The organism is Bacteroides sp. AR29, from assembly GCF_900217715.1.
Lineage (GTDB): Bacteria > Bacteroidota > Bacteroidia > Bacteroidales > Bacteroidaceae > Bacteroides > Bacteroides uniformis.
The window spans coordinates 274326-300103 of sequence record NZ_OBMS01000004.1 but is presented as its reverse complement, the minus strand read 5'-3'; the positions used below and the strand labels follow the sequence as shown (position 1 = coordinate 300103).

General features: G+C 45.9%; 17 protein-coding genes, 1 pseudogene and 1 riboswitch. Of the genes and pseudogenes, 11 read left to right on the top strand and 7 right to left on the bottom strand.

Features of this window, described 5'->3' with window-relative positions:
• A partial coding sequence (locus CSD97_RS04165) for an Eco57I restriction-modification methylase domain-containing protein (RefSeq protein WP_179948666.1) occupies nt 1-1059 on the top strand: 1059 nt, incomplete at its 5' end.
• Between the two features lie 58 nt (nt 1060-1117).
• Here CSD97_RS04165 and CSD97_RS04160 read toward each other — a convergent pair.
• The 6 genes and pseudogenes from CSD97_RS04160 to CSD97_RS04135 all read right to left on the bottom strand — a co-directional run bounded on the left by CSD97_RS04160 (nt 1118) and on the right by CSD97_RS04135 (nt 12143).
• Complete coding sequence (locus CSD97_RS04160) at nt 1118-4093, bottom strand: DNA methyltransferase (protein ID WP_011109348.1); 2976 nt, start codon at nt 4091-4093, stop codon at nt 1118-1120.
• A 12-nt stretch (nt 4094-4105) separates the two neighbouring features.
• Nucleotides 4106-7579 (bottom strand): helicase-related protein, encoded by a 3474-nt coding sequence (locus CSD97_RS04155; protein ID WP_004312793.1) that lies wholly within the window; start codon nt 7577-7579, stop codon nt 4106-4108.
• A gap of 32 nt (nt 7580-7611) precedes the next feature.
• On the bottom strand, nt 7612-8316 hold the full coding sequence (locus tag CSD97_RS04150) for a hypothetical protein (protein WP_005818837.1): 705 nt from the start codon (nt 8314-8316) through the stop codon (nt 7612-7614).
• Between the two features lie 16 nt (nt 8317-8332).
• Nucleotides 8333-9874, bottom strand: a complete 1542-nt coding sequence (locus CSD97_RS04145; protein WP_005818839.1) for an RNA-binding domain-containing protein — start codon at nt 9872-9874, stop codon at nt 8333-8335.
• Nucleotides 9875-10228: 354 nt separating this feature from the next.
• Nucleotides 10229-10661: pseudogene (locus CSD97_RS04140) on the bottom strand (HTH domain-containing protein); the annotation flags it as partial.
• 249 nt (nt 10662-10910) lie between these two features.
• Nucleotides 10911-12143 (bottom strand): Cof-type HAD-IIB family hydrolase, encoded by a 1233-nt coding sequence (locus tag CSD97_RS04135; RefSeq protein ID WP_098031993.1) that lies wholly within the window; start codon nt 12141-12143, stop codon nt 10911-10913.
• A 100-nt stretch (nt 12144-12243) separates the two neighbouring features.
• Nucleotides 12244-12443, top strand: a riboswitch (cobalamin riboswitch).
• A 58-nt stretch (nt 12444-12501) separates the two neighbouring features.
• Here CSD97_RS04135 and CSD97_RS04130 point away from each other — a divergent pair.
• The 10 genes from CSD97_RS04130 to CSD97_RS04085 all read left to right on the top strand — a co-directional run bounded on the left by CSD97_RS04130 (nt 12502) and on the right by CSD97_RS04085 (nt 24396).
• Nucleotides 12502-14517: a TonB-dependent receptor gene (locus tag CSD97_RS04130; RefSeq protein ID WP_098032000.1), complete on the top strand. Its 2016-nt coding sequence runs from the start codon at nt 12502-12504 to the stop codon at nt 14515-14517.
• Between the two features lie 53 nt (nt 14518-14570).
• Nucleotides 14571-15671 (top strand): DUF5074 domain-containing protein, encoded by a 1101-nt coding sequence (locus CSD97_RS04125; protein ID WP_005831744.1) that lies wholly within the window; start codon nt 14571-14573, stop codon nt 15669-15671.
• Between the two features lie 5 nt (nt 15672-15676).
• Complete coding sequence (locus CSD97_RS04120) at nt 15677-16810, top strand: ABC transporter substrate-binding protein (RefSeq protein WP_098031992.1); 1134 nt, start codon at nt 15677-15679, stop codon at nt 16808-16810.
• An 81-nt stretch (nt 16811-16891) separates the two neighbouring features.
• On the top strand, nt 16892-17920 hold the full coding sequence (locus CSD97_RS04115) for an iron ABC transporter permease (protein WP_005832671.1): 1029 nt from the start codon (nt 16892-16894) through the stop codon (nt 17918-17920).
• A 233-nt stretch (nt 17921-18153) separates the two neighbouring features.
• Complete coding sequence (locus CSD97_RS04110; RefSeq protein WP_005832669.1) at nt 18154-19416, top strand: carboxypeptidase-like regulatory domain-containing protein; 1263 nt, start codon at nt 18154-18156, stop codon at nt 19414-19416.
• Between the two features lie 54 nt (nt 19417-19470).
• Nucleotides 19471-20022 (top strand): RNA polymerase sigma-70 factor, encoded by a 552-nt coding sequence (locus CSD97_RS04105; protein WP_005832667.1) that lies wholly within the window; start codon nt 19471-19473, stop codon nt 20020-20022.
• A complete protein-coding gene (locus tag CSD97_RS04100) occupies nt 20019-20879 on the top strand; it encodes a FecR domain-containing protein (protein WP_005831732.1) in 861 nt (286 codons plus the stop codon). Before CSD97_RS04105 ends, CSD97_RS04100 begins: the two co-directional genes overlap by 4 nt.
• Nucleotides 20876-22429, top strand: a complete 1554-nt coding sequence (locus CSD97_RS04095; RefSeq protein WP_098031991.1) for a carboxypeptidase-like regulatory domain-containing protein — start codon at nt 20876-20878, stop codon at nt 22427-22429. The genes CSD97_RS04100 and CSD97_RS04095 overlap by 4 nt, the downstream gene beginning before the upstream one ends.
• A 119-nt stretch (nt 22430-22548) precedes the next feature.
• Nucleotides 22549-22725, top strand: coding sequence for a DUF4250 domain-containing protein (locus tag CSD97_RS04090; RefSeq protein WP_005832662.1), 177 nt, complete (start codon nt 22549-22551; stop codon nt 22723-22725).
• A 72-nt stretch (nt 22726-22797) separates the two neighbouring features.
• Nucleotides 22798-24396, top strand: coding sequence for a ClC family H(+)/Cl(-) exchange transporter (locus CSD97_RS04085; RefSeq protein WP_098031990.1), 1599 nt, complete (start codon nt 22798-22800; stop codon nt 24394-24396).
• Here the strand turns inward: CSD97_RS04085 and CSD97_RS04080 are convergent.
• Nucleotides 24393-25760 carry a TrpB-like pyridoxal phosphate-dependent enzyme gene (locus CSD97_RS04080; protein ID WP_005831725.1) on the bottom strand — a complete coding sequence of 456 codons (1368 nt, stop codon included), beginning with the start codon at nt 25758-25760 and terminating at the stop codon, nt 24393-24395. The genes CSD97_RS04085 and CSD97_RS04080 overlap by 4 nt on opposite strands.
• Between the last annotated feature and the right edge of the window lie 18 nt (nt 25761-25778).

Genomic DNA, 25778 nt, shown 5'->3' with positions numbered 1-25778 from the left:
CGACCCTCAAAAAAGGGCTTCGATATTGTCATTGGCAATCCACCGTACGGAGCGAAATACGACAACCAAACAAAGAGGTATTATAAGAATACCTATGTGACGGCAAATAGCATCCGAGGATTACAGAAGGGATCTCTTGATACATATACACTATTCATAGAATTGGGATACAATCTGCTTAGGAAGAATGGGAGTTTTGCCTATATCGTTCCAATATCCTTGACATCAAGTGATTCCCTAACAGGCGTACACCGTCTTTTGATGGGAAACTGTGATACCATATACATATCATCGTATGCAGTACGTCCTAAGCCTGTTTTTGAGAACGCTGTAGTAAACACTTCGATACTTCTTTTTAAGAAGACTGAAACGCCATGTCAGTATCTTTTCTCAACCAAGATGCACAGAAGAGGGAATGAGTTTGAATTACAAAGGCTCATTGATAATTTGCAATTTGTTGATGTGAAAGGGCAAACACTTTATGGTCGTATTCCAAAGATAGGTTCTGAAATAGAGAAAACCATCTTAAACAAACTCTTCAACTATACAAAGTTAGGATCTCTTATCAAGACTTCAGGGAGTCCAATCATATATAGGTTTGCAGGAGGGCGATATTTCAAAGTCGTAACAAATTATAGTACCGGTTCATCAGCAGAGAGAACTATCTATTTCGCTAATTCCAAAATCGCAGATGCTGTTGGCTGCATACTCAGTAGCAGTTTGTCATTTTGGTTCTATCAGATCTTTTCTGATAATTTAAATTGGAAGACATACGAGATAGAGAATTTCACAGTTCCACAGCTCTCAGCTGAGGATATTGACTATCTTGACAAGTTGTATTCTCGTTATCTTTCTGACATAGAGGCAAAAGCTAATATCAGAATAACTTCTGGAGAGTCCACCTATAATGTTGATTCATTCAAGGAATACAAAATTGTACGCTCCAAAGCCATCATTGATGAGATAGATGACTACATCTGTCCGCTATACGGATTGACGCAGGAGGAAACCGATTTTATCAAAAATTACGAATTAGAATTTAGGTTGGCTGGAGAATGAATGATAATTGGAGGATAATCCCTCCAATTATCATAATCTTTCCTTTCAGAATTAATGCTTATTCAGCATTTCGATATTGATAGTCATAATTGATTAAAAATTTTATTTCAATCTCAGATAAACCATATTTTTCTCCAATAAATTTATCAATTGCATCAATATGCATTTTAGATTGTCTTGCAAAAAAACATTTCAGTCCCGTTTTAGTTGTCTGGCTCTTTGAATATAAATCATTAAGATAAGTATCATATAAAGTATTTATTTTATCAAGTTCTTCATCTGAAAATGATTCGAATGGGATAGGAAACATTTCTAATTCGGATGATCGTAGGTTATGCCAATCTGAGTGTATCAGCCAAAACCAATAGAAAAGGTTACTTGACAAGGCTGCTCCTACAAGACTTTGATATTTTTCTCTGACTTTCAATTCCCCTTCTGCAGAAGAATGAGTAGGAATCTTAGTTATTATTTTATAGTACCTACCACCTGCCTTCCGGTAATAAATAGGTAAACCTTCTCGTTTATACACATCTTTTATTGTTGTGACACAACGCTCTAATTTGCATAATATTCCTAATTCTATTTCATTGCCTATCTTTGGAATTCTCCCATTGCGAATATGATGAAGGGCATTTACAAACTTTAGGTCATCTAAGAGTAACCACAGAGATTCATCAGAATAGCGTTTGTTGATATGCGTAGTCATAATTCTTGTGGCCTTGTTGCTGGATTTTTTAAAACTAATAATGGATACTTGTTGTTCTGCACTTTCAAATATACGGCGTGGTCTGTCTCCATATGAACTGACATAGATTTCGTCACAGTGATTTATTAGTAGTCTATGAAGTCCTGACATTGCATCGGAAGCAGTAACACTTAGTGGAACAATAAAGATTGCATTTCCTTTAGTGTGTAATATTTGGTAACCTAAATCAATGAAAAGCGAAAAAGTATCTAAAGATCCTTTTTGTATATTAGGTATAGTTTGAGCAGATGTAAATATATGTTTGAAGCATGCTTTGTCTATAGATGAAATTTTAGCACCGTACGGTGGATTGCCAATGACAATATCGAAGCCCTCTTTTGAGGGTCGTGAGAAAACATCATGGAACCAGGTATGCCAGAGGAAGAACTGACTGTTTGCAGACAAGTCCATATCTTCAAAATCAATATGAATACCTTGCTCAACGAGTTCCTGCTTTACAATATCTGCAATGTCCTTTCTCAGCTGCATTTTCTTGTCATGTTCAGGGCAAGCGTAATATTCAGTAAGTTTGTCGCGTAGATTTTTGCGATAAACATCTAACATGCTATCAAAGAAAGTTAGACTTTCACCAGCTCCTATTTTCTTTTCTGTCATCGTTGAAAGGTCAACACCCTTATATTGCTCCAGAAGGGAATTCCCCTGCATAATCTTGAAATCAAGGTTAGGCAGAGCCTCTGGTGACTTTTCGTCAACAATCAGTGAGAGCCAGAAACGAAGTCGGGCTATATCCACTGCTCCACGTTCAATGTCAACACCATAAATGTTGTTTTGGATAATGTGACGTTTAATGTTAGCTGCATTCTCTACAATGTTTGGCTCAATAGCAGAACGGCAGAAGAACAGTTCGCGCAGCAATCCCATTGGAAAAGCACCAGAGCCAATTGCAGGGTCGCATATCTTCACATCGTACAGTTTCTGATCAATGTATTCCTTTAATTCGCCCAGCTGGGATGCATCGTGAGTTGTCACAAACTGACGTATACACTCCTTGTCTTCTTCCCTCATGTCTGTTTGCAGATATGCTATCAAGCTTTCTCGGCACATGTACTGCACAATCTCTTTCGGCGTATAGAATGCACCCTTATCCTTGTTGTCCTCCAGCAGGTTTTCAAAGATGCGTCCAAGCATTTCTGGGTCAACGCCCACTTCTGCATCGTTTGGGTCATTTTCATCGATGGTAAAGTTGTACTGCGAGAGCATTGTCAGCAGGCCATTAAAATAGCTGGCAGGAAAATGACTGGGCTTCTTGTCAAGAATGTCACGTTCAAACAGACCGCCGTTCAAATATGGAATACGACAGTTGCGGAAGCCTTCTACTTTTGTGTCGTAAAGGTCGCCCTGATCTGAACGGTTACGGTCTAAACCTTCTGTAAACAAGTCTTCTAATATGTCATCAAGAAAGTTTTCCTTTTGACGTTCATTTGCATTCTTGAAAATATTCAGCATGAAATCACGATCGCCTTCGCCCCATTCCTTGCTTGCAGGAACGCCAAGCCAGCCTTTCTTTTGGAGGAAGTGCAGGAACACAATGCGTCCAAGAAGTTTCTTCACATAGTCACGAATGGGTTTTTCCTCACGGTCACGAATTTTGTCAGCAGCCATACCCGTATGGTCAAAGCCTGTATCAATGAAGTGTTGACGCATTCCGTTTGTAGGGTCAACCATGTAATTGACAAAAGCTTCGTATTGAGCCTTGTACTTCCCAAAGAACTCTTTAGAAAGAGCTTCAACGTTGAATGCATTTTCGATGTCTTTAATTTCAAGAGAATTCCTTTTGTCGTATAGAGCTATGAAGTTGTCAGTTGCCGTGCGGCATGACTGACCAGGCCCCAGCAGGAACGTATAGCGTTTGCTGTCGGTGGATTCTTCTTTGTTGCCACTCTTTCGGCAATAGGTGAAACGCCAATCCCAACGAGTATCATCCTCGTAATGGAACAGCATGAAGGCACAAGAGAATTGATCCATGACAGCACGGATGAGCCGCTGGATGTTCACACGGTTATGCTCCATCATAACCCGGTCGCTGACTGTCACATCGAAAATCTGTAAAGGTTCAACGCCAACATACATCATTCCAACTTGCTTGATGCTGCGTATTCCCGTCGCTTCTGCCAGTTGTCTTCGTTCGGGCTGACTCTCCAAAAGCTCTGTTTCAAAACCATCCTCAAAGTCATCTTCACCGAAAATGGGAAAAATAACATTGTTGAGGAACGAACTCCAGCCTTGATATCGGCTGCTTAAATATTCTTTTAATGACTCCTTATTCATGGGGGTATTTGTTTACTTGATGGTTCCTAATACAATAGATGCTTCGCCTTGTTTACTTTCCACATGGGCTACGAGTTTGCCGATTTCTCGCTCCAGAATCTCGTCTATATCTTGTTGCTCTATGGCAAAGAGACGTAACCCCCGCTCTTCTAATTCTTGACCAATAGCCAATACTTTTTTGATAATATCAAAACTTCCTCGGTCAATAAACTTACGAGCATTTTTCAGCAAAATCTTGGATTGTAGTGATAAACTAGGTGTGTTGTTAATTTTCACCAACATTTCTTTTGCAGCCGTAGCCTTGTCACCAGCCCTTGACTTGTTGATGCGGACAAAGTATTGGTTATAAGTCTTTATGGCTTCTGCCGAAAGCTGTCGCCAGTTATCTGGTAATGGAACACGTTTGGCATTTTCTTTCACACGCATATCTTCAAGCAGTTCAAGCAAAGAAATTATTTTGGCGTTATACAGACCCTCGGCTTCTGTACGTATTCTAATTGCAAGCCTTGCAGAGTGTGGTGCTTTTACTATGAAATATGCCGTTCCACTTGCAGCCTGTGCTATCTGCCAGTCTTTATCAGCTTGTTCTATTTGCAGATAACGTTCAGGGTGAGTATCCTTGTATTGTTTCAGTTCATATACATACTTCTGCAAAGGTGATTCTTCACCGTCAACAGCTTTGGCAATATCGTAATGTACCACACTTTCCTCTTCCGAGAAAATCTTACTGTCTTCACCAAACAGGACATGGAAGGATTGTAACTTGGTATGTGCCTTGCGAACCAACTGAATCTGCGCATCGCCTTCTGCACTTGGCATGAAGTTATAGACATAGACAAAAGGCTCTTTACTGCCGATACGGTTTACACGACCTATGCGCTGCATCAGGCGAGTGGAGTTCCAAGGAGTATCATAGTTCAGAATAACATTGGCACGGTGGAGGTTCACACCTTCAGCCAAGACCTCTGTTGTAATGATAACATTGTAGTCATCCTTCCAGACACCTTCGTAATTGGCATCGAAATTTTCCTCAATCGTATGTTCCATCTCATCACGATTGGCAGCAGTAATGACAAGTGCCTTATAGCCCTTTGCCTTTACCGCTCTCGCAAGCGATTGTACCGTGTTTATAGCTTCCGAGAAGATAACCAATTTTCCAGAGGTATTCTTTTGTGGATTAAACAATTCTGGCTTGATGTTCTCTTTGAAAGCATCAAATTTCGGGTCTTGTGGGTTTTTCGCCCATCGATCATAGAGATTAGAAATGAGTCGGAAGTCTTCTTTCAGTTGGATATAGTATTCCTCCTTGAAGTCTTTGCGGTTATATTCTGCATTCTGTCCCTTCTCGTTACGCCCTTGTTCCGTCAATTTTGTTATCTTGGCTCTGATGTCTTCTACACAATCATTAAACGAAACACGTTTACCACGTTTCAATGTTTTGGCTTCATAGTCAAGTTCTTTGTTCACGTCAATTTGCGGACAAACGAAAATTGTGTCGTTCTCCCACATCTTAATCATGTTCTCTGTGTAACGTCGCAGGTTCAACAGGGATTGGGTGAAAGCAGTGAACGAACTTTCAAGACGCTTCACAAGAAGAATCTGCATGATGGTTGCAAGCTGCTTGGCAACGTCGTTGACACCACGATTGCCTCGACCTGTATGTTTTCTTTCGTTGGCAGGGTCAGTAAAATATTCAATGGCACGATAGCGGAAATATTTTAGCCACTCGTCAGTCTGCAACTTTTCTGCCTCCGTTGGAGCAATGATTGTCATAGTATCAGAGAACAGTTGAGCCAACTCGTCATCCATGATGTATTCAAGATTGTTAGGTCCAACAATTTTTGGAAATATCAAGCCTTGTGATTCCATATCATCCTTGTAATATTTCTCAACGTCAGTCCTTGTTCGGCGTTCTAGAATATCACTTAACACGCAATCACGCAGTCTCTTTGACACGGCATCCAAGCGTTGGCGGCGCTCATCTGCTGGTATGTCGTTGCTTCTATCTATCAGCAATTCATATTCTCGGTTGACATCTGCAAAGAACCTTTCGATATTACCACTTTCAGCCTTCTTCAATGTACTGTCATTGTGGTTTCTCTCAAAAAGGTAAATCTGATTCTTCAAGTCGTTTGGTCGGTTGTTCTGCGGTGTGGCAGAAAGAAGACCCACGTATGGATATACCCCTGTATTAGAACAAATCTTCTGTATCAGTTCATCAAGAGACTGGTACATCAATGTGGCACTGTTGCGGAACTTATGGCTTTCGTCAATGACAATAAAGCCATAATTCTTTTCTTGGAGTGTTCCACCAAAATCGCCAGAATCGCGGCTGTCGTCATCGTCATCTTCGCAGCTCTCATCTTCGGCAACATTTCCGATGCGTCCAGTTGTAATGAAGTCAATGTATGGCGCAATCTTCTCGTCAGAATTTTTGTCGAACATGGCTATAGTCTTCTTCCAACCCGATTGAATGGCAGGAGGAGTAATGACCAATACTTTACGTTCTCGTCCATCGTCTTCTGGTACGGACAAGAAACGCTTGATGATGAGCGTACCAATAATCGTCTTGCCAAGTCCCACCACATCTGCCAACATAAAGCCACCATGTTCGTGCATAATGCCGATACACCTCTTAACAGCTTCTATTTGATATTCCAGTTTGTGGATGTTCGCTGGCAGATAAGTTTCTATCTGTTGTCCGAGTGATTTGTCTACAATGTCACCAAACTTAATTTGTAGCAATTTGATATATAGTTCGTATGGAGTGAATGATTGTTGTTCACTTTTGCGTTCTTTTTCCACGTCATCTGTTATAGGTGCAGATTTAAGGATTTGTTCTAAGAATTGTTTGTTCCAAGGTTCAGATATTTCCCATTTTTCATTAAACCATATCAAATGAGATTTATTACCAGGTATTTCATCAAGCGATAACACTTGATTTGGAGCTGTTTCAATATAGTTTAATTCAGCGTTACCTTGTAATCCTTTTTGTGTAAAATTTGTACTACCCACGATACCAATACCAATGCCGTTTGACTTTCCGTCAAAGATGTAACACTTAGAATGTAAAAATTGAGTTTCGTCATTTTCATTTTTTCGAAATACACGAATCTGAATCTTTGAATCATTGTTTTCCGTACAATAATCAAGAAGCAGACGTATAGCATCTTTATATTCCTCAGTAACATTAAGTTCGTGGATATCAGTTTTTATGAAGTCCAGCGGATAATTTGCATCTTTATATTTAGGTGACTTTAATTGATTTACGTATATATAAGGGTCTTTTCCTATAAGTAAACGAAGCGTTGTTCCTTCTTTTTCAATGAAAGACCTCAAATTTTCTTGTAGTATAGCTAAACCGGGAATATCCCAATAGCCTGTGGCAATACTAACTGTTTTAATACCATCAATGGCTAAGCATTTTCTCAATGTTGTTGTCATTGAAAGTGCTTCTATGGAATTATCTATAAGTGTATTATTCATTTTAATTCTATTCTATGGTTTGAAAATATGCGCTAATTACATTCTTTCTCTCTCCTCTCTTTTACTTTTTCCAATCCCGGCATCTTTTTAGCCAATGCACTTTCTCCTGCTGGAAAATAGAGAGGAAAAACTTTATATAAGAAACCCACAACTTCACTACGACTTTTATCCATATTGTAAAAAGCAGAGCAGACAAAGTACATTAGTTCTTGCTGACTACATGTTTCTTTAGGTTGTATGCTTATTGAGGGAGCAACTATCAAGTCATGTTCAGCAAATGATAGAGCACTGGCAAGAATAGCTTCCTGTTCTTCTTCGGTAAACATCTTTATTTTCCCAGCTAACCATTCAAGCTCTCTTTGCCGGAGTGCTTGTTGTTTTTCGTTTTGATGCTCCAATAGGATTGCTACATTTTCTTGTTGCTTTTCTGTCAAGGCGTTTTCTAATGCTTGGTTCTTTCGTTTAAGAACGTTGAATTTTAGCAAAGCAGCAATGTACATACAGAAATATCCTACTGCAATATCGAATATTAGGACAAGCAGATAATTGTTACTTGAGTTTTGTATGCCACCAGCCATATATTCACTAATAGGGATAACAGCTAATAGCATGATAATGGCTATTGCATAAAGCACTCGGTATCGCGTTTTATGGTTTACCTGTGGCAAAGAGGCAAACAAAAAGGCGATAATCAAAACGGCTATGATTGCAAAGAGTGGTATGAAAGAGGTCTCCATAGGTTTGTTGTTCTGTTTATGGTTTAACAATAATGCGCCAATAACCAGCCTTGTCTGAACCTTCGTGAACCAAAATTCCCATACCCCTAAGGCTCTTGATATTTTTCTCTATAGCGCGTTTAGTTACACCAATCTTGTTGGCCATATTATCAGCTGTGATTGAAGGATCTGAAATAACGAGGTCGATTATCTTTTGTGCAGTTTTACTGACTTTCTTCTGTGTTTCCGATGTATCTCCGAACTTATCCGCATTTACACCGAACTTTTCGACCGAACTTTCTTCATTTACACCGAACTCTTTTGTGTTTACACCGAACTTTTCGACCGAACTTTCTTCGTTTACAGGGTACTTTTCGAGGGTACTATTTACCCTGTTGGCTACTTCCTCTACAGGTATTCTTCCGCTTTCGTTCCAGTTCAAATTATAGAACGTGGTGTAGAAAGAGGTCGCTTCCGTTTGATATTGCGGTTCTTTGCCTTGCAAGAAATTAGGTAATTTCTCTGTAAGCTCTCGCATTTTGCGTAAACCGGAACCACGTTTCTCCATATAATCCAACTGTGTGAACACATCTGCAATGACAGGATTACGACGCATGGACGGCACTTTGTATATGTCACGGTCTTGAATTTGTGTACCGTCAAGCATAGCACCAGGTGATACCAGTTCTACGCGGTCATCATAAATGTCGATATGTACTTCACCGCCCATTATAGTATAATCTCTATGGATAAGGTGGTTTACCAGTCCTTCAAAGATGGCACGGTCGGAATAGTCGGGGAGGTTAAGGCGATAGTTTGGCATCTTCACCCAGCCGCTCATGGTATAGTTTTTGATGAAATCCATACCATATTTTAAGAGCAGCACAAGGTTAGCCCGATGTTCTACGGAACTGATGGCATCATCCTTATAGAGTCCAGTCCAACGGGTGCAGAAAATACGCGATTGAAATACCGTGCAATTATCCACAAACAGCAATCCTGCATTGGTCAGTTTGCCGTCAGGAGTTACTAGTCCGAATGATTCCAGATACTTGTCGTTCCATTCTTGATGGGTTTGCTCACGGAAAGTATTGGCAAGGATGATGAAAGAATGTTTGCCGGCATCCACTTGGGTAGGAAGAGAATCCCATGTCATGTGCGTGCCTTTTAATACCAACGAAAGTAATTGTTGGGAGTTGCATTCTACACTTTCATTGCCAACTCGTACATATGCGGTACGTGTCCCATCCTGATAATAGTAATAAGGTGTAAGCGTTCCTGCCTTTACTTTCACTTCAAGCAGGGTATGCCCTTCGTGTTCTATCGGAATAAGCTGAACTTCCGGCACAGGGTCAAGTCGTGCCTTCATCATTTCACTGATAAAATCAGCATCGGATTGTGGATTCTCCAAACCTACAATCACTCCATCATCGTTCACTCCATAGAACAGACTGCCACCTTCTGTATTGGCAAAAGCCGACACGGATTTGAGCCATGACTTCACTTTCTTACGTTCCAACATTTCCTTGAAATCGTAAGCTGAGCATTCCGCTATCAATGTATTGTTTTGAATTTGCATCGTTTCCTTATAATTGTTAGGGTATAGTTCCCCAATATCATGTACAAAGGTAAGGATAAAAGTGGAGATTCTGTTAAATTCGTGCCATACTTTTGATTATTATGCGTTTATATCACGATATTTATTGGAAAATTTTATATTTTTGCAGTCAAGAGCTGTGGTTGCTTATGGATGCTTATTTTCGGATTTGCGATATAATTGCAACACGTGTACGCAAGTTGCTCATACAGAGATACTGTTGATTTTGAGGAAGTGAAGTAAGTTGCAATAGGTGATTTTATAGAAAAAAGAGGCGTGTAATCCATTAAGTTGCACGCCTCTTGTGTTTTTGAATTTCAAGTCAGTCTTATATACTTATTTTTCAGTTTGAGGATTAATGACAATGCGCCAATAGCCACCAAAGTTCGCACCTTCACGAGATAAGATACCCATAGACCGCAATTTTGCAATTTGTTTTTCTACGGCACGAGAACTTATACCAATCTTGTAAGCCATAGTTTCGGCTGACATAGAAGAATCGGAAATGACGAAATCGATAATCTTCTGTGCTGTCTTTCCTATGTTTTTAGGGGCATCTGTGCTCTCTCCGAACCTTATCTCCGAACTTTTGTCGTTTACACCGAACATTTTCGCATTTACACCGAACTTTTCGACCGAACTTTCTTCGTTTGCAGGATACTTTTTGAGGGGACTGTTTACCCTTTCGGCCACTTCTTCTACGGGTATTCTTTCGTTCTTTCCCCAATTCAGATTATAGAAATGTAGTGAAGAAAGAAGATGCTTCCGTATTGGCAAAAGCCGACACGGATTTAAGCCATGACTTCACTTTCTTACGTCCCAACATTTCCTTGAAATCATAAGCTGAACATTCCGTTATCAATGTATTGTTGCGTATCTGCATCGTTTTCTTTTTGTTGTTCGGGTATAACTCTCTAATATAGTTTACAAAGGTAAGGATAAAACCGAGGAATTGGTTAACCCCCTCGTTCCCTTTTGATCTTCATGCATTTACATTACGTAGTTTATAACAGTTATTTTATCTTTTCTTTATAACACTATTCACTACCCGTATAGAGGAAATCAGTTTATTGGTGGAAGTAAATACGTCCACATTCCACACATGGGATGAACGCCCTTTATGAACGATGGTTGCCACTGCCCTTACGGTATCTCCTTCGTGTGCAGAAGAAATATGATTTCCGCTGACTTGCATTCCCACGACAATCTCATCAGATTCGCAGATAATCATGGAGCCGAGCCCGGCAACGGTTTCTGCCAAGGCAAGGGTGGCACCGCCATGCAGAATGCCGAAGGGTTGGCGGGTACGGTAGTCGACCGGCATGGTTGCTTCTACGCGCTCATCCGAAGCGTATGTGTATTGAATGCCCAAGTTTCCCATCAATGCGTGTCGTGCCCGTTCGTTCAGTAAATCAAGAGGCACCTCTGCTGCACGCACTTCTGCCAATATTAGTTTTTCTACGGCCAGGGCCACTCCATCTTCTTCATTCGATGTGGTCACATAGTCTGCACAGACCTTTACAGAATCTTGTGAATGTCCCATAGCTACCCCCATGCCGGCCAATTGGAGCATGGTCACATCGTATACGCCATCTCCAACGGCAATGACTTCTTCCCGTGTTACTCCTAAATGCTCTAATAGGGCGCCTAACGTATTCGCTTTATTGACTCCGCAGGGCACCACCTCTAAAAAGTAAGGCTCGGAACGGAAAGCGTCCAGAGTACCTGCCAGGCGTTTTTCCCAATGTTGTTCCAGCCCTATCAGAGCTTTTTCCTTGTCACTCACCAGCATGCACTTGCAAGGCGCGAAGTCTATGGCAGTAGAGAATTCATCTTCCCTGATTATCTTCAAATTGTTTAGCAGGGCTTCATTCTTTATATATTCATTGTCCGGACTATCCGTAATGAGGGTATCATCGTGGTAGGTGAAGATGGCAAAGCCGTTCTTGCGGGCTTTCTTTTCCAGATAAGGCAGCATTTCCGGATTGATGCGTCGTTCAAACAATATTTCTCCGTTCTGTGCTTTTATTATCTGGCAACCGTTATAGGAGAGAACAAACCCTCCATAATTGCCGAGTTCGAGGGTTTTGGCTAGTGGCATCAGTCCATAAGTCGGCCTACCGGATGCCAAAACTATGCGCACTCCCATTTGCTGGACCTTTAACAGAGCAGCTAATGTCCTTTTACTAATTTCTCTTTCATCATTGAGTAGCGTTCCATCTACATCAAGAACCAATAACTTATATTTCATGGCAACTCGATTTTGGGGTTATTATGTTACAAAGTTAAAAAAATGACTGTTAAAACGGTAATATTCGTTTTATTGTTTACTGAAACTTCTTTTATTTATCCTATCTTTGTCCACGTTTTGTTCCGCGTTCTCTATCCGGAGAAGCGGATGAAAAGGGAATCGGGTGAAAGTCCCGAACAGTCCCGCTGCTGTGAGTTCCATGCTCGGTGTATCATACTTGTGCCACTGTTCTTCGGAAAGAACGGGAAGGCGATGTACCGGGAACGAGTCAGAAGACCTGCAAAACAAAGTCGAAAAATTGTCCATTCGAGGAAAGTGGGCAGTGCGCAAATGGTTTAAGATAATCTTCATTTATTCTATGTCAGGAAGGACTAAGGTATTACTGGTCTGTGCTGTTTCATTGGGTGCAAGTATACTCCGGCTCTCTGCCCAGGAGGTGGGGGGAGATACGATTACGGGGAAAGTGCATCAGATAGAGAAAGTGACAGTGACAGCACGCAGGTCGCCCAATAAAGTGACTTCTGCCGTACCCATACAGACAATGTCACGGCAGGATATCAGCCAGCTGGGAATACAGAATATGGCAGATGCTGTACGCCGTTTTGCCGGAGCCAATGTAAAGGACTATGGAGGCATTGGAGGACTGAAAACGGTTTCCATACGCAATATGGGAGCAGCCCATACAGCTGTCAGTTATGACGGGGTGGCGGTGAGCAATTGTCAGGCAGGGCAGATAGATATCGGGCGTTTTTCGCTGGACAATGTTTCCATGCTTTCGCTCGCCATCGGGCAGTCGGAGGACTTGTTACAGTCCGCCCGCTTGTATGCGTCGGCCGGTGTGCTGGGCATAGAGACGGAAAAACCTCATTTTGATGACGGGCGCAATGCCGCTTTTCAGGCACGGGTGCGCGGAGGGTCGTTCGGCATGGTCAGCCCCTCGCTGCGCTGGTGGCAGAAACTGGGCTGCCGTACACGCGTGGCGGTAGATGCCGGTTATATGAGGGCAGACGGTAATTACCCTTTCACGCTGGTCAATGGGAAATACGTGACGGAAGAGAAACGTAACAACTCCGGCATCTATTCCTGGCAGGGCGAAGCTACCTTTTATCATACTTTCAAGGATGACAGCGAACTGGATGTGAAGGGTTACTACTTCTATTCTCGCCGGGGACTTCCAGGGGCGGTTACGCTCTATAATCCCCTTTCCGATGAAACGCTTTGGGATGAGAATACTTTTGTGCAGGCACGTTATAGGAAGCATTTTTCGCCCCGGTGGAGTTTGCAGGCACAGGCAAAGTATAATCATGGCTGGAACAAATATAAGGATGAGGGTAAGGAATATACCGACGGATATTATCGGGAAAATCACCGGCAAGACGAATATTATATTTCCGCGACCGTTCTCTACCGTCCTTTGGAAGCTTTGACCCTTTCGTTGGCGCAGGACGGGGTGATAAACAAGTTGCGCAACAGTTTGCCGGAATGTCCTTTCCCTACAAGATATACTTCCATCAGTGCCTTCAATGCACGCTACCGGCAAGGATGGCTCACGGCCACGGCCTCGCTGGTGCATACCGCCACTTCGGAGCATGCCGAGAAAGGTACGGTCCCCGATGACTTCCATCGCTTTGCCCCCTCTTTATCAGTCAGTATGCAGCCTTGGCAGGACGAGTCGCTGTATTTCCGGTTGATGTATAAGAGTACGTTCCGTCTGCCCACTTTCAACGACCTCTATTACTACCGGCTGGGCAACCGTAATCTGCGACCCGAGAAGGCAGACGAATATAATGTCGGTATCACATGGAGCAAATCCGGATTGTCTGTGTTCGACTATATCTCCGTTACGCTCGACGGTTACTATAATGATGTGACGGATAAGATTGTGGCTTTTCCCACCACCTATGCGTGGAAGATGGCGAACTACGGCAAGGTGCATGCCGCAGGTGTGGATGCTACTTTGGCGGCAACCGTTCCATTGACGGAGAAAATAAGACTGATTATGTCGGGCGGATATACATGGCAAAAGGCCATTGACCTGACCGATTCCGACGCGAAGAACTATAAGGACCAATTGCCTTATACTCCTCTTCATAGCGGAAACGCGTCTGCCATTGTAGAAACGCCGTGGGTGAATGTGGGCTACTCGGCGGTAGGAGTGGGAAAGCGTTACTATTTGTCGCAGAACATTCCGGAGAATGAGATTGAAGGCTATCTGGAGCATACGATGAGCCTCTCTCATGAGTTTGCTTTGGGCGGTTGCCGGCTTCTGTTGCAGGCCGAGATTATAAATCTGACAGATGAACAGTATGACGTGATAAAATATTATCCTATGCCGGGTCGTTCGTGGCGGTTGACGGGTACTTTCAAGTTTTGAATAATCTATTTATGAACAACAAAAACTAATTATAAACAATAACAACTGTGATTATGAAAGTAAGAAGTTTATTATTCGGTATGCTCTGCATGCTTGCTTTGGGTGCCTCTTTGGCATCTTGTAGTGACGACGATGACGATTCTCTGGATGACGGCGGGTCGAAGGTGACACTGCCGCAGACGCGTGTTTATATTCTGAATGAGGGTGGTTGGGGAGCTAATAACGCAAGACTTGCCTTTTATGCACCCAATAAGGATGCGGATTTCATCAGTGATATTTACCAGACTCAAAACAACGCCAAGTTGGGTGACCTTGGTCAGAGTATGATTGAGTATGAAGATGAAATATATATAGCTGTAAGTGGTTCCAATTATCTGACTAAGCTGAATGCTGCGGGTGTGGAGTTGAAACGTGTTTCGTTTGTAGACGACAACGACCTCAGTGCAGGCATTCGTTATATCGATGCTGAGGATGGATATATCTATGCTTCCTTCTACGGAGGAGCTGTAGCTAAAATCAATGCGAAAACGTTGGAGGTAGTGGATAAATTGACCGGACTTGGCGACAATCTGGAAGGTGTGGCAATCTGCGAGGATATGCTTTATGTGGCGAATAGCTGTACTGCTGATTGGAGCACTTATCACAATGACGTAAAGGTGATAGATTTGCGTACTTTCAAGTTGAAAGAGACGTTGACGGTAGGTTTGAACCCCAATGCTTTGGTTGAAGAGGATGATAAGGTTTTTTTGATTTCATGGGGTAATTATGTTGATATTGGCTATTCATTACAGATGATAGACCCTGCTGCCAACAATAAGGTGACGGAATTAGGCAGTGCCACCCGTATGTGTGCTACTGATGATATTCTCTATTTGACTTATTCAAATTACACCAATCCTACCGCTTCTTTTTTTACTTATAATATAAAGACTGGAAAGATGGATGAAGCTTCTTTCTTGAAGGATATACCGGAAAAGTTGAAAACTTCTACGATTTATATGTTGGAAGTAAATGATAATAACGGTGATTTCTATATTGGTACTTCTGAATATACCACGAACGGCACCATTTATCGTTTCAAGAAAGACGGTACCTTTATAGAGCAGTTCGATGCAGGAGGTATGAATCCTAATTCTGCTATCTTCTTCAATTAATATCAATGAAAAGAAATAGTTTACTTATCTGTCTGTTCGCAGTCCTGTTTCTTTCCTCCTGTGGGGGAAGGAGCAAGACTGCCTCTGCTTTGGCCAACGGTGACACCATTCCCTTACGTTATGCAGAGAATCTTACCTTAATGTCCTATCCCGGCTATACCCTTGCCACCTTGCGCAATCCTTGGGATACGTTGCACACGCTACATACCTATATACTGGTCCCGAAAGACCGCGAACTCCCGGCACATCTTCCGGCAGGTACTGTGGTACGTACCCCACTCTCCAAATCAGTCATCTACTCTTCCGTCCACTGCGGACTGATGGATAATCTGGGTGTGTTTGGTAGCATCGGCGGTGTCTGTGACTTGAAGTACATCAAACTACCCGCCGTGCACGAAGCCTGCCGCCGGGGTGCCATCGCCGATTGTGGCGACGGTATGAATCCCGATATGGAGCGCATCATCGACCTGCATCCCGATGCCATCCTTCTGTCTCCGTTCGAGAACAGTGGCGGTTATGGCCGTATCGAGAAACTGGATATTCCCATCATCGAATGTGCCGACTACATGGAAACCTCCGCTTTGGGACGTGCCGAGTGGATGCGTTTCTACGGACTGCTCTTCGGGGTTGCGCCACAAGCCGACAACCTTTTTGCTGAAGTGGACAGTTGTTACCAACGCCTCAAGATGCGTGCGCAACTTTCATCCACCTCGTTCTCCGTTGTCAGTGAGTTGAAAAGCGGCTCGGCATGGTACGTGCCGGGAGGGCGTAGCACCATAGGAAGGCTTTTTCAGGATGTTTGCGGGCGTTACGCTTTTGCCGACGATACCCACAGCGGCTCTGTTCCTCTGGCTTTCGAGACCGTTTTCGACAAGGCGGGCGATGCCGACGTCTGGCTGGTGAAGTACAACCGTGACCGCGACATGAGCTATGCTGATTTGGAGGCGGATTATATCGGCTACACCGGTTTCAAGGCTTTCAAGACCCGGAATGTCTATGGTTGTAATACGGCGAAAGTTCCTTTCTACGAGGAGACTCCGTTCCGTCCCGATTATTTGTTATCCGACCTGATACAGATTCTGCATCCCGAAATAGGAGATTTGGGAGGCTTGCGCTATTTTTGCAGACTGAAGGAGTGATGAACACAGAGATACGGAACTTTTGTGAAAGTAATAGAAAACTCTGTGCCTCCGTGTCTCTGTGTGCTAAATAATGTAACTATGAGTAAAGGCTGGAAATATGGTATCGGGTTGGGAGTAGTAATCTTATTGCTTTTTGCGGGCAATCTGCTGGTAGGGTCGGTTTCGATTCCGCCTGCCGATGTTTTCCGTATCCTGCTCGGTGGAGAGGGGGAGAAGGCAAGCTGGAGCTTCATCCTTTGGGAATCCCGTTTGCCCCAAGCGCTGACGGCGCTGCTTTGCGGTGGCGCATTGGCTGTCTGCGGACTGATGTTGCAGACGGCTTTCAAGAATCCGCTGGCAGGACCATCCATTCTGGGCATCAACGCCGGGGCAAGTCTGGGAGTGGCCTTCGTCATGCTGCTGTTTGGCGGTAGCATCACGGCAGGGGCGTTCAGTCTGTCCGGCTTCTTCTCCGTGCTGCTTGGCGCATTTATCGGAGCCATGCTGATTATGGTACTTATCCTTTTCTTTTCCACGCTGATAAAGAGCAATATCATGCTGCTGATAACGGGTATCATGATAGGCTACATCGCTTCTTCGGCCATTGCCCTGCTGAACTTCTTTGCTACGGCAGAGGGGGTGCAGTCCTATATGATATGGGGGCTGGGCAACTTCGGTGGAGTTTCCCTACAGCAGATGCCGGCCTTTGCGCTGGTCACCATTGTGGGACTGTTCGGCTCATTATTGTTGATAAAGCCCCTGAACGCCTTGTTGCTGGGAGAGCGCTATGCCGAAAATCTAGGTGTCAATATCCGCCGTGTGCGCAACTGGCTTTTGATTATCACCGGGCTCTTGACGGCTGTCACCACCGCTTTCTGTGGTCCGGTCGCCTTTATTGGCCTGGCCGTGCCGCATGTGGCCCGCATGATATTGGGGACAACCAATCACAATTCCCTATTGCCGGTCACCATCCTGAGTGGCGGTGCAGTGGCACTGCTTTGCAATCTGATTTGCGTCTTGCCCGGCGAAGCGGGTATTATTCCCTTGAATGCCGTCACGCCCATTATCGGTGCGCCGGTCATCATCTACGTTATTCTGAGCCAGCGGAAGCCCCAACAATTCAACTAAGCTATTGCCGACAGCTTGACAAGTTTTTGCCTTACTATTGGCAAGACTTTGCCACCGCGTTGGCAAACTTTTGCCATAGGCATGGCAAAGTTTTGCCAAACCTATGGCAATGTCTTGGCAAAATTTCTCTCTGATTATCAACGTGCTACTTTTTTTGTATTTTTCTCTCCATTCTATAGGGTTTTATCTTCCTCACCGCTCTTATTAATAGAAACCCCTTAAAAACATGCCTTATGAAAAACTTTGTAGGATTTACACTTGGGTGTTTGTTTGCATTCTTATCTTCGGGTATCACCCCGTTGATGGCGCAGGACGCGGCAGTGAACGAGCTCGTCATCACCGGTACGGTCAAGAACAAGGACAGCAGGAAGAAACTCGAAAACGTGAACGTCTCTGTTGTCGGCAACAATATCGGAACGGTGACCAATGCCGACGGCACATTCTCCTTGAAAGTAGCGGAAGCGGAAGCTTTCCGTGGACTGGAAGTCTCCCATATCGGCTATCTCACTACACACCTCTCTCTGGAAGAACTTGAAAAAACGGGCGAGCTGACCATCTGGATGATACCGGCCCCCAATCTTTTGAGCGAGATTGTGGTCTATGGCAATAATCCCCGCGTCATAGTGGAAGAGGCCATCAAGAAAATTCCAGTAAATTATTCTGGCAATGACAACATGCTGACCGCCTTCTATCGGGAAACCGTGCAGAAGCGCCGCCGCTATATCAGCGTGTCCGAGGCAGTGATGGATGTCTATAAGACGGATTATAACTCCCGCGATGTAGACCGCGACAAGGTGCAGCTGCTGAAAGGCCGCCGCCTGCTGAGCCAAAAGCAGAGTGACACGCTGGCTGTGAAAGTGGTGGGAGGTCCCAATTTGTCCCTTTATCTGGACATTGTGAAGAATGGCGATGCGCTGTTGAGCACGGACAATCTGGACTATTATGAATTCCGTATGGAGGACCCCGTCAATTTGGATAACCGCATGCAGTATGTGGTCAGCTTCCGTCCGCGGGTCAGCCTGATGTATGCCTTGTTCATCGGGAAACTGTATATAGACTACGAACGGCTTTCCTTTACACGTGCCGAGTTTGGCCTGGACATGGCAAATCGGGTGAAGGCAGTGGAGGCCATTCTGCATAAGAAGCCCGTCGGCTTACGGTTCCGCCCGCAGGAAGTCACCTATCTGGTGACCTACAAGCAGCAGGGGGCCAAGACTTACCTGAACTATATACGGAATGTCATCCGCTTTAAATGCGACTGGAAAAAAAGGCTGTTCTCCTCCAGCTACACCGCTTTCTCTGAAATGGTGGTGACCGACAGGACGGAAAGCCCTCTCTCCGGCATCTCCAACAAGAACACCTTCAAACGGAAGCAGGTATTCTACGACCTGGTGGATGAGTACTGGAACGAAGACTTCTGGAGGAACTACAATATCATAGAACCTACGGAATCCCTGGAGAATGCAGTCTGCAAATTGCGGAAGCAATCCAATTGATTATCTGATAGTTTTCTTTATCTTTGTAGAAGATAAGCTGTACCTCAACATAGTATGCTGAATGAACTGATGATACTGGCCAGAATAAAGGAGGGCGATATAAAGGCGTTCGAAGGAATCTTCCGCCGGTATTATTCCCCCCTTTGCTGGTATGCTGCGGGCATCACGGGTGATACGGCGTCCGCCGAGGAAATTGTGGAGGAGCTGTTCTACGTGCTGTGGAAGAATCGGGAGCGGTTACAAGTATTCCAGTCCGTGAAAAGCTATCTCTACCGTTCTGTGAGGAATGAAGCCGTGCAGTTTTGTGAGCATCAGGAGGTCAAGGAGCGCTATCGGGCATCTGTCCGTACGGAGTCCGGGCCGGGCTATTCGTCCGACCCCCACGCGCATTTGGAGTACGAGGAACTCCAGACCCTCATCCGGCATACGCTCGACAAGCAGCCCCGGCGCCGGCAGCAGATTTTCAGGATGCACCGCATGGAGGGGAAGAAATATGCAGAGATTGCCTTGTCGCTTTCGTTGTCCGTCAAGACGGTGGAAGCGGAAATGACCAAGGTACTCCGAACCTTACGAAATGAAATTGATAATTATATCCGGACACAATGATGGAAGTAGATAAAAAGAAGACAAGGACCGACGAGGCATGGGTACGGCTTTATGCCCGCTTCGAAACGGACTGCCTGCTGCCGGCAGATGCGGAACACGCTTCGGCAACGCACCGCAGGCTTTACCTCAAGTGGGGGAGCGTTTCGGCAGCCGTGATTGCCGGAATCGTATGTTTTGCCGCATGGTGGGCCGTACCGGAACAAGGTGGGGACAGTCGTAGCTTGCTGACGGAGGAGAACCGGGAGAAGCCCACACTGGTCAAGACCCTTGAAGACGGTTCGGTGGTATATCTGGCGCAGGAAAGCACGCTGAAGTATCCTGAACATTTTGCGGAAGACAAGCGGGAAGTGAACCTGCAGGGCGAAGCCTTCTTTGATGTGGCAAAGAAACCCGAGCAGGCTTTTACGATTGAGACGGCGAGAGTGCGTGTGGAGGTACTGGGCACGGCTTTCAATGTCAGGAGCAATGAAGGGGTCCCCTTCAGCTTGTCCGTGAAGCGCGGGAAGGTGAAGGTGCTGCTGAAACAAGAGGAACAGACGGTCTTTGTAGAGGCGGGAGAAACGGTTATCTTGCAGGGGGGCAGTCTGCTCGTCAGCGAGACGGAGAATCCGGAGCTTTTTGACCGCTACACCAGCAACATCCGTTTCAAGGACGAGTGCCTGGAGGATGTGCTGCGTGCCATCAATAAGGAGTCTGCCGGCTGGCAGATAGAAGCCGCGTCGCCAACCCTGGGCAAACGGCGGCTGACGGTCGAATTTTCGAATAACTCCCCGGAGTCTGTGGCCGAGCTGATATGCTGGACGTTCGACTTGAAGTGTACACGTCAGGGCAATAGACTGATATTGTCGGAACAATGAATTCAATGAAATGCTTCATTCTCCATTTGCCACTCTTCATTTTCTTCCTGGCAGGCAGTGCAAGAGCGGACGGAGGCGATGTGCTGGACCGCATCGTCCGGCTGCCTGGAATGAAGGGAACGGTTTATGCGCTGTTGGGGAAAGTCTCGGAGCAGTCCGGCTATCTGTTTATCTATGATAGTAAGGTCATCCATAACGACTCAGTGGTGAGGGTCAGGAAGCAGGAGTGTTCCGTGAGGCAGGCCATTCATAGGATAACCGGCAGCCGGAACCTCGAATTGAAGGTATTAGGCAACCATATATTGATAACACGGGCGGCAGAAAGGAAGAGTATGGAAGAAACGGTACCCCTGCCGCCCCGACCGGCATATTCCACCATTGCCGGAATCCTGCTGGACAAGGAGACGGGAGAGCCCGTCGTCAGTGCGTCGGTCATCGCACAAGGAACCTCACTGGGTAACATTACCAACCAGAACGGTGAATTCCGGCTCAACCTGCCCGACTCGTTGAGGCGCTGCATGCTCTCCTTCTCCCATTTGGGTTATGTGGGGCAAACGGTGGAAGCCTCTGCTTTGGAAGGACGCAGCAATGTCCTGAGCCTTGAGCCGAAAGTCATTTCCTTGCAAGAAGTGCTTATCCGCTTGGTGGAGCCTAAAAAGCTGCTTCGCGAGATGATAGAGCACCGGGATAGGAACTGCTCCACTTCTCCGGTCTATCTGACCACCTTCTACCGGGAAGGTGTACAACTGAAGAACAAGTTCCAGAGCCTGACGGAGGCCGTTTTCAAGGTCTACAAATCACCGACGATGGAACCCGGACAGAAAGACCAGGTGAAACTGCTCAAGATGAGCAAGATAGATAACCGGGAGCAGACGGACAGTGTGCTTGCCAAAATCAGCTCCGGGGTGGAGGCGTGTCTGCAGTTGGACATCATGAAGAATCTTCCCGACTTCCTCTTGCTGGAATCCGGCGAGGAACTTTATACCTATACTTCGGGCGACATCGTATCGGTGGACGACCGTACTGCCAACGTCGTCTATTTTGAGCAGAAACGTGGGGTAAAGGAGCCTTTGTTCTGCGGAGAACTCTATATAGACTCGGAGAACAGCGCCTTGCTGCGTGCCCGCTTCGAGATTCATCCCCGGTATGTGAAGGCCGCCACACGGCTTTTCGTGATACGCCAGGCTCCGAAAATCAGGCTGACAACGGAGAAACTTGTCTATACCGTCTCATACAAACCCTGGAACGGTACCTATTATGTCCACCACATCCGTGGTGACCTTTACTTCAAGATGAAGAGAAAACGCATGCTCTTCAGTAATCCCACTCTGTATATCTGGTTCGAGATGGTGACCTGCCGGATTGACGGGGAAAACGTGACGCGCTTCCCGCGTGTGGAACGGCTGCCGGTGCATACCGTCTTCTCTGAAACCGACTTCAAGTATGATGCCGATTTCTGGAGCGACTTCAATGTGATTCCGCTGGAAGAGGAGCTTGGAAAGATTATCGAGAAGGTGTCCCTGAAGATAGAGCAGACGGAAGCTCCGTAAACATGGCCCTCAATCGTTTGCGGTGGTTAGATTGTATATTCTACACTGAAATTATCTCTATTTTGTTTTTTTATTGTAATTTTGCCCCTGGTATTAGTTTAAATTTAAAGATTGTAACTATGAGATTACCTGAGGACCCGGTGATGCTGTACAGCTTCATCAACATGAAACTGCGTGATTTCTATCCTTCGCTGGACGCGCTCTGCGAGGATATGAACGTAGAGAAAGAGGACATTGTACGAAAATTGAAGCTCGTGGGATTTGAGTATAATCCTGCAAAGAACAGATTTTGGTAAATAATGTTTCTGTATAAAACAACTCCCGTTGCTTGTTGTTGTAAAGCGCAAGTTAACGGGAGTTGTTTTGTTATGGAACTATGGGATAAGGCAGAACGTCTTTGGACGAGGGTCAAGAACTGGAAAACAGTACGCGGCTGGCACATCTGGAAGTTGAAGCTGGTGGATGCCCGGTTGTATTTCGTCAGCATGTTCGTCGGTTTGCTGACGGGACTGGTCGCTGTACCCTATCACTATCTTCTCTATTATCTGTTCCACCTCCGCAGTGGTTTCTTCGCTTCGCATCCGGCCTGGTACTGGCACATTCCACTCTTTCTGTTTTCTTGGGGCATTCTCGTCTTCGTCATGTGGCTCGTGAGGAAAATGCCGCTTATCGGCGGGGGAGGTATTCCGCAGACACGCGGCGTGATTAACGGGCGCATCACTTACCGGCATCCTTTCATCGAGATGGTATCCAAGTTTGTAGGGGGCATTCTGTCCTTCTCGGCGGGGTTGTCTTTGGGGCGCGAAGGGCCTTCCGTGCAGATAGGCTCTTATGTGGGTAGCCTGGTATCCCGCTGGACCCATATCCTGAAAGGCGAACAGAAACAGTTGCTGGCAGCCGGGGCGGGAGCGGGGCTCGCTGCGGCTTTTGCAGCGCCACTGGCTTCCTCGCTCATTGTAATAGAATCCATTGAACGCTTCGATGCCCCTAAGACGGCCATCACTACCTTGCTGGCGGGTGTTGTGGCAGGAGCCGTGGCAAGCATGGTCTTTCCTGTGAATCCTTACCATCTGATAGAAGTAACGGAACCGGTTTTCGCCTTCTTTGTCCAGATGAAGTATTTCTTGATATTGGCGGTGATTGTCTCCGTATGCGGGAAGTTCTACTCCTCCACCATGAATGCTTTCAGGCATGTGTATGCCAAAGTCAATTCTCCGGCGTATGTCAAGATGTTCTATCTGGTGCTGGTGGCCTACATCATTTCGCTGATGCAGGTCAATCTGACTGGAGGCGGGGAGCAGTTTCTGCTGGCCCAGGCACAGAACGGCAGTACGCAGATTATGTGGGTGACGGCTGTCATGTTGCTGCATTTCGTCTTTTCCGTTTTCTCTGTCTCTTCCGGATTGCCGGGCGGCAGTTTCATTCCGACGCTGGTTACGGGAGGGTTGTTGGGACAGATTGTCGGTCTGGTAGGAGTGAGGTACGGTGTCATCGGGCAAGAGAATGTCAGTTATATCATGCTTGTTTCCATGTCGGCTTTTCTGGTGGCCGTGGTCCGTACACCGCTCACGGCCATTGTGCTGATTACGGAGATTACAGGGCATTTTGAGGTCTTTTACCCTTCGGTGGTGGTAGGCGGGCTGACCTACTATTTTACGGAACTTCTGCAAATGAAGCCTTCCAACGTCTCCCTCTATGAAGATATGATTCATGCTCCCGATTTTAAAGAAGAGAAACGCTATACGCTTTCAGTGGAGATTATGACGGATTCTTATCTGGACGGGAAACTGGTGGATGAACTGTCCCTGCCGGAACGTTGCGCCATCATCAATGTGCATCGGGATGGAAAAAACTTGGTCCCCACGGGAACTCGTTTGATTCCGGGGGACCAGGTACAGATTGAGATGGACTCGCAGGACATAGAGAAACTCTATGAACCGCTTGTCAGTATGGCGAATATCTATTAAGCCAGATTGCCTATCTCGTCCAGATTCTTCTGGATGTCGGCATCCGTCAGCTCGTAATTCACTAAATCGCCGGACAAATACTTGTCGTAGGATGCCATGTCGATAAGTCCGTGACCGGAAAGGTTGAACAGAATCACCTTCTCTTCACCCGTTTCCTTGCATTTGTTTGCTTCGCGGATGGTGGCGGCAATGGCATGGCAGGACTCGGGGGCGGGGATGATGCCCTCTGCTTGCGCAAACAGACAACCGGCGTCGAATGATTCGAGCTGCTTGATGTCCACCGCTTCCATATAACCGTCTTTCAGCAGTTGTGATACGATGACACCTGCACCGTGATAGCGTAGGCCGCCGGCATGGATATTGGCAGGGGCAAAGTTGTGTCCCAGTGTAAACATGGGCAGCAACGGAGTGTATCCGGCCTCGTCTCCGAAGTCGTATTGGAATTTGCCGCGTGTCAGCTTCGGACATGAAGCAGGTTCGGCGGCGACAAAGCGTGTTTTCTTTCCTTCGAGGATGTTGTGGCGCATGAAGGGGAAGGCGATACCGCCAAAGTTGGAACCTCCTCCGAAGCAGGCGATGACGGTGTCGGGATATTCACCCGCCATTTCCATCTGCTTTTCGGCTTCCAGTCCGATGACGGTCTGGTGCAGGGCCACGTGGCTCAATACGGAGCCGAGGGTATATTTGCAGTTGGGAGTGGTCTGTGCCAGCTCTATGGCTTCGGAAATGGCTGTTCCCAGCGAGCCCTGATAGTTGGGATGGGCGGTCAGTATATCTTTTCCGGCGCGGGTAGACATGGAGGGAGACGGGGTAACCTGCGCACCGAATGTCTGCATGATGCTGCGGCGGTAGGGCTTTTGCTCGTAACTGATTTTTACCTGATAGACAGCGGCTTCCAGTCCGAAGAGGCGGGCGGCATATGCCAGGGAAGCTCCCCATTGTCCGGCACCGGTTTCGGTGGTCACGTTAGTCACTCCCTCCTGCTTGCAATAGTATGCCTGTGGGATGGCGGAGTTCAGCTTGTGCGAGCCCATCGGGCTGACGCTCTCGTTCTTGAAGTAGATATGTGCCGGTGTGCCGAGCGCTTTCTCCAATCCATAAGCGCGCACCAGCGGAGTGCTGCGGTAGTATTTGTACATTTCGCGGACCTCTTCGGGGATTTCAATCCACGTGTCAGTCTGATTCAGTTCCTGGCGGCAGAGTTCCTCGGCAAAGATAGGATACAAGTCTTCTGCTTTCAGCGGTTGCTTGGTGCCGGGGTGAAGCGGTGGCATGGGCTTGTTCACCATATCGGCTTGTATGTTATACCAGTACTGTGGGATTTCCTCTTCCGGGAGAATGAATCTTTTCTTTTTGTTGCTCATAGTGGTTAAAATTATTAA